Origin of the sequence: Methylobacterium aquaticum, from assembly GCF_001043915.1 — a bacterium.
GTDB lineage: Bacteria > Pseudomonadota > Alphaproteobacteria > Rhizobiales > Beijerinckiaceae > Methylobacterium > Methylobacterium aquaticum.
Map to the genome: position 1 here is coordinate 1 of NZ_LABX01000231.1, position 6,069 is coordinate 6,069.

Annotated in this window: 5 protein-coding genes; 4 read left to right on the plus strand and 1 reads right to left on the minus strand. The window is 70.9% G+C overall.

Going from position 1 to position 6,069, the window contains the following annotated elements:
* Positions 1 to 537: GntR family transcriptional regulator (locus VP06_RS26270; protein ID WP_053082042.1), on the minus strand; the 537-nt coding region annotated here is incomplete at its 3' end.
* A gap of 244 nt (positions 538 to 781) precedes the next feature.
* Between VP06_RS26270 and VP06_RS26275 the strand changes: the two genes are divergently transcribed.
* The 4 genes from VP06_RS26275 to VP06_RS26290 form a co-directional block, all read left to right on the plus strand.
* Complete coding sequence (locus tag VP06_RS26275; protein WP_048466761.1) at positions 782 to 2,383, plus strand: ABC transporter substrate-binding protein; 1,602 nt, start codon at positions 782 to 784, stop codon at positions 2,381 to 2,383.
* 362 nt (positions 2,384 to 2,745) lie between these two features.
* The gene (locus VP06_RS26280) at positions 2,746 to 3,759 is read left to right on the plus strand and encodes an ABC transporter permease (protein ID WP_048466762.1); all 1,014 of its coding nucleotides are present in this window, start codon (positions 2,746 to 2,748) and stop codon (positions 3,757 to 3,759) included.
* Positions 3,756 to 4,652 (plus strand): ABC transporter permease, encoded by an 897-nt coding sequence (locus tag VP06_RS26285; RefSeq protein ID WP_048466763.1) that lies wholly within the window; start codon positions 3,756 to 3,758, stop codon positions 4,650 to 4,652. The genes VP06_RS26280 and VP06_RS26285 overlap by 4 nt, the downstream gene beginning before the upstream one ends.
* Positions 4,649 to 6,069 (plus strand): ATP-binding cassette domain-containing protein (locus VP06_RS26290; protein ID WP_048466764.1); only part of this gene is annotated, 1,421 nt, incomplete at its 3' end. The genes VP06_RS26285 and VP06_RS26290, both read left to right, overlap by 4 nt.

Sequence of the window (6,069 nt, forward strand, 5' to 3'; positions counted from 1 at the left end):
CTCGGCATGCGAGCGGGCGAGCCGCCCGGCCTGGCGGAACTGCGCCTCGCGGTAGGGCTGGAGGCGGCGGCGCAAGGAGAGGGCGAAATCGGACAGCACCGCGTTGTGGGCGCCGGCATAGATCGCGCCGTGGAACGCCGTGTTGGCCTCAGCGTAGGCCGCCGGGTCGCCGGCCCGGGCCAGCTCGCCCATGGCCTCGTGGAGGGCGTCGAGGCGGCGCCGTTCGAGGGGGCTCATCGACTGGGCGGCAAGCCGGGCGCAGGTTGCCTCGACCTCCCCCATGGCGACGAACAATTCGGCGAGCTGCTCGGGCGTGACCTGCGCCACCACCGCGCCCCGGCGCGGCCGCACCTCGACGAGGCCGGACGTGCCGAGCTGACGCAACGCCTCCCGGACCGGCGTGCGCGAGACACCGTACTGGTCCGCCAGCGCCTGCTCGTCGAGGCGGTGGCCCGGCGCAAGCGTCCCGGTGACGATCGCCTCGGCGATCTCCGCCGCCAGCCGCTCGGTCCGCGTCCGTCCTGGCGCCTCGTCCATCTCGCCTCCGTCCCGAACCGCCCGCACCCTGCCGCATCGTTACGGCGCAGGCGTGCCTGAAATTGCGGCGAGCACGCTCAAACAAGGTGCGTGCAAGATTCCCTGAATACATGCACTCTTCCTGTGTTGCATGCAATTCCTCGTGCCGACCTGAATCTTGGTCGGCCCGAACCTTGCCTTGCGGTGGCATCACGCCTGCCGTCGCGGGCATCCGCCTCCTCTCGCTGATTAAGGCCCGTGCCGCATGATCACCCGCCGCACCGCCCTGGCCGCCGGGCTCGCCGCACCATTCGTGGCGAGACATCAGGCCCAGGCGCAGAACCCGACCCGCAACGAGACCCTGCTCCTGGTGCAGGAATACGGGCCGAACTCCCTCGACATGCAGGGCATCGGCGCCTCGCAGCCGGTGAACGGCGTCGCGCTCAACTGCTATGACCGGCTCCTGCGCTTCAAGCCGGTGCCGATCCCGGGCGGCGGCGGCAACGCCGTCAAGATGGGCGAGATGGAGGGTGAACTGGCCGAGAGCTGGCAGGTCGCCTCCGACGGGATGAGCTGCACCTTCAAGCTCCGCGACGCCAAGTTCCATTCCGGCCGGCCGGTCACCGCCAAGGACGTGAAGTGGTCCCTCGACCGGGCGGTCTCGATCGGGGGCTTCGCCACCACGCAGATGAATGCCGGCTCGCTGGAGAAGCCCGAGCAGTTCGTCGCCCTCGACGACAAGACCTTCCGCATCGACTTCGTCCGCAAGGACAAGATGACGATGTCGAACCTCGCCGTCACGATTCCCTTCGTGATCGATGCCGAACTGGCGCAGCGCAACGGCGGTGGTGACCCCTGGGCCAAGGACTGGCTCAAGAACAACGTCGCGGGCTCGGGCGCCTACCGGGTGGAGAGCTGGAAGCCCGGCGTCGAGACGATCTACGTGAGGAACGACGCCTGGGCGTCGGGCAAGCTGCCGCAGCTGCGCCGGGTGATCGCCCGCGACATCGCCTCGCCCTCGACCCGCCGGGCGCTGATCGAGAAGGGCGACGCCGACATCTCCTACGGGCTGCCGCCGAAGGACTTCAAGGACCTGATCGACGCCGGCAAGATCAAGGTCGTGGGCGTGCCGATCCCGAACGGCGTCTGGTCGGTCTATCTCAACACCGCCGTCGGGCCCTTCACCGATGTGCGCCTGCGCCAGGCGGTCGCCTGGGTGCTGCCCTACGAAAAGATCCTCCAGGCTTCGCTGTTCGGCCGCGGCCTCGACATGTCGGGCGGGCCCGAAACGCCGCGGGTTGCCTGGCCCCAGCCCTATCCGTACCGGACCGATCCGGCGAAGGCGAAGGCCCTGGTGGAGGCGGCCGCGCCCGGCGGCCTCTCGACCACGCTGCTGTTCGATGCCGGCAACGCCACCGTCGCCGAGCCGATGGCGGTGCTGATCAAGGAGGCGCTCGCCGGCATCGGCATCACCGTCGAGATCGGCAAGATCCCCGGCGCGAACTTCCGCGGCGAGATCTCCAAGAAGACCAACCCGATGGTGCTCAACCGCTTCGCCGGCTGGCTCGACTATCCCGACTATTACCTGTTCTGGACCCTGCACGGCGCGAACTCGATCTTCAACATCGCCTCGTACCAGAATCCGGCATTGGACAAGCTGATCGACACCGCCCGCTTCACCGAGGATCCGGCGGTGTACCAGAAGAGCGTGATCGACTTCATCGCGCTCGCCGAGCGCGAGGTCCCGATGGTGCCGATCGCCCAGCCGACCCACGACGTCGCGATGCAGCGCACGATCAACGGCTACCAGTTCCAGCCCTGCCGCGAGCCGGATTTTCGGTATCTCACCAAGGGGACGGCGTCGTGAGGGGCGGCAGGGCGCCCCGCTGACCCCTTCAACGGTCCCTGGATTGTCCGGGGAGGAAGAGGCGCGGGTGTCCCCCTCCCCCCTGTGCGGGGGAGGGTGGCGAGCGTCATCGAGCCGGGAGAGGGGATGCCGCTTCCGGATCGGGCGGAGCCGTCGTGAAGGGCGCCCCCTGGAACAACGTCGCGCCGCTCCTCTCCCGCCCCGCGCACCAGTGCGTCGCACCCGCAGCGGGGCACCCTTCCCCGCAGAGGGGGGAGGGAGAACCCGCGCTTCCTCGTTCCCCGAAGCGCCTTGCGGGGAAACGAGAGGCCGGACCGGCCAGTCAAACACCCGCGACCCCACAGCCAGGAGGGCCACACACGATGCTGCGCACGCTCCTCGACCGCCTCGCCACCACGCTGCCGGCGCTCGCCGGGGTCGTGCTGGTGTCGTTCCTGCTCACCCGGGTCTTGCCCGGCGACACGGCCGCGTATTTCGCCGGTCCCGCCGCCACGCCCCAGGCCATCGCCCAGATCCGCACCGAACTGGGCCTCGACCGGCCGCTGCCGGAGCAATTCGCCCGCTACGTCGCCGACCTTGCCCGGGGCGACCTCGGCCGCTCGCTCACCACCGGCCAGCCGGTGACGGCGGATCTCGGCAGCCGGCTGCCGGCCTCCGCCGAGCTGACCCTGGTCGGCCTCGTCCTGTCGCTGCTCGTCGCGGTGCCCCTCGGGGTCGCGGCGGCGCTGAAACAGGGCTCCCTCGTCGACCATGCCTGCCGGGTGGTGGCGACGGCGGGCGTGTCGCTGCCGGTGTTCTTCACCGGGCTCCTCCTCGTCTACGTGTTCTACTTCGTGCTCGGCTGGGCCCCGGCGCCGCTCGGGCGCCTCGACGCCTTCGCCTCGCCGCCGCCGGCGCGCACCGGCTTCTTCCTCCTCGACAGCCTGATGGCGGGGGACGCCGAGACCTTCCGGGCGGCCTTGGCCCAGATCGCCCTGCCGGGCCTGACGCTCGCGATCTTCGCGCTCGCCCCCATCGCCCGCATCACCCGGGCGGCGATGCTGGCGGTGCTCGCCGCCGACTTCGTCCGCACCGCCCGCGCCGCCGGCCTGTCGCGCCGCCGGGTCGTCGTCACTTACGCGCTGCGCAACGCGATGCTGCCGGTGGTGACGACGCTGGGCATGGTGTTCTCCTTCCTGCTCGGCGCCAACGTGCTGGTCGAGAAGGTCTTTGCCTGGCCGGGCGTCGGCTCCTACGCGGTCGAGGCGCTGATCGCCTCCGACTTCGCCCCCGTCCAGGGCTTCGTCCTGGCGATGGCCCTGCTCTACACGGTGCTGAACCTCGCCATCGACCTCGCCTACGGCCTGATCGACCCGCGCGTCCGGGAGGCCGCATGAGCGCCACCGGCTCCCCCGCCCTCGCGCCGGCCCCGGCCCGCTCCGGCCTCTCGGCGACGCTCGCCCATGCGGTCGCCGTCATCGCCGGCAACCCGGTCACCGGCTTCGCCTTCGCGCTGCTCCTCGGGCTCGTCGCCTGCGCGATCCTCGGGCCCTCGCTGGTCCCCTACGACCCGCTCGCCTCCGACACCACGGCGGCGCTCCAGGCCCCGTCGCTGGCCCATCCCTTCGGCACCGACCAGCTCGGGCGCGACATCCTCTCGCGGGTGGTGGTGGCGGCAAGGCTCGACCTCGCCATAGCGGTCTTCTCGGTGGCCCTCGTCTTCGTCGCCGGGGGGCTGGCCGGGATCATGGCCGGGTTCTTCGGCGGCTGGACCGACCGGATCGTCGGGCGGCTCGCCGACACCATCATGGCCTTCCCGCTCTTCGTCCTGGCGATGGGCATCGTGGCGGCTCTGGGCAACACGGTCGGCAACATCGTGCTCGCCACCGCCATCATCAACTTCCCGCTCTATGCCCGGCTCGCCCGGGCCGAGGCGGCGCAGCGCCGCAATGCCGGCTTCGTCATGGCGGCCCGGCTCACCGGCAACACCGACCTGCGCATCGTCCTGACGGCGATCCTGCCGAACATCCTGCCGATCATGATGGTGCAGATGTCGCTGACGATGGGCTACGCGATCCTCAACGCGGCGGGTCTCTCGTTCATCGGGCTCGGCGTGCGCCCGCCCACCCCGGAATGGGGGATCATGGTGGCGGAGGGGGCCGGCTTCATCGTCTCCGGCGAGTGGTGGATCGCGCTCTTCCCGGGCCTCGCCCTGATGCTCGCCGTGTTCTGCTTCAACCTCATCGGCGACGGCCTGCGCGACATCGTCGACCCCCAGAGGCGGACATGACCGCGATCCCGCTCCTCGACATCCGCGACCTCACGGTCGAGTTCGCCACCCGCCGCGGCACCGTGCAGGCGGTGCGCCAGGTCGCCGTCTCGGTCGCCAAGGGCGAAACCGTCGGCATCGTCGGCGAATCCGGCTCGGGCAAGTCGGTCACCTCCTACGCGGTGATGCGGATCCTCGACCGGGCCGGACGCATCGCCGGCGGCGAGGTCGGCTTCTCGGGCATCGACCTGCGCGCCGCGACCGAGCGCCAGATGCGCGACCTGCGCGGGCGGGAGATCTCGATGATCTTCCAGAATCCCCGCGCCGCCCTGAACCCGATCCGCAAGGTCGGCCACCAGATCGAGGACGTGCTGCGCCAGCACGCCGAGGCCGGCTCGGGCGACGCCAAGGCGAAGGCCATCGCGGCGCTCGAACAGGTCAAGATCGCCCGGCCCGAGGAGCGCTACCACGCCTATCCGTTCGAACTCTCGGGCGGCATGTGCCAGCGAGTGGTGATCGCGCTGGCGCTGGCGTGCCGGCCGCAGCTCCTCATCGCCGACGAGCCGACCACCGGCCTCGACGTGACGACCCAGAAGGCGGTGATGGACCTCGTCACCGACCTCACCCGGGAGCGCGGCATGGCGACCGTGCTCATCACCCACGATCTCGGCCTCGCGGCGACCTATTGCGACCGGATCGTCGTGATGGAGCGGGGCCGCGTCGTCGAGACGGCACCGGCGGCCACGATCTTCCGCGCGCCCGCCCACGCCTATACCCGCAAGCTGATGCAGGCGACGCCGCGCCCGGGCGTATCCTTACGCGACCTCCTGCCCGAGGGGGCGCCGGCTGCCCCCCTGGAGCGGGCGAACGGAGCGGGCGCGCCGCTTTTGGCGGTCTCGGGGCTGGTGAAAGCCTACCCGAAGCCGAAGGCGCTCCTCTCGCGCAAGTCGGCGGAGGCGCCGTTCCGGGCGGTCGATGCCTTGAGCTTCACGGTCGATCGCGGCGAGAGCGTCGGCCTCGTCGGCGAATCCGGCTGCGGCAAGTCCACCACCTCCACGATGGTGATGCGGCTCCTCGACCCGACCGAGGGCTCGATCGTGTTTGCCGGCGAGGAGATCGGCCGGGTGCCGGCGGCACGCTTCGCCAAGCATCCCATGCGGCCGAAGATCCAGATGGTGTTCCAGGATCCGACCGAGTCCCTCAACCCGCGCTGGACCGCGGCACGGGCCATCGCCGACCCGCTCAAGCGCTTCGGCACGGTGACCGGCTCGGACGCGATCCGGGCGCGGTGCGAGGAGCTGGCCCGCCTCGTCGGCCTGCCGGTCGAGCTGCTCGACCGGTTCCCGCACCAGCTCTCCGGCGGCCAGAAGGCGCGCGTGGGCATCGCCCGCGCCATCGCGCCATCGCCCGACCTCGTCATCCTCGACGAGCCGACCGC

Coding starts and splice junctions, on each gene's coding strand:
- VP06_RS26275 (WP_048466761.1), top strand. CDS start 782: ATGATCACCCGCCGCACCGCCCTGGCCGCCGGGCTCGCCGCACCATTC.
- VP06_RS26280 (WP_048466762.1), top strand. CDS start 2,746: ATGCTGCGCACGCTCCTCGACCGCCTCGCCACCACGCTGCCGGCGCTC.
- VP06_RS26285 (WP_048466763.1), top strand. CDS start 3,756: ATGAGCGCCACCGGCTCCCCCGCCCTCGCGCCGGCCCCGGCCCGCTCC.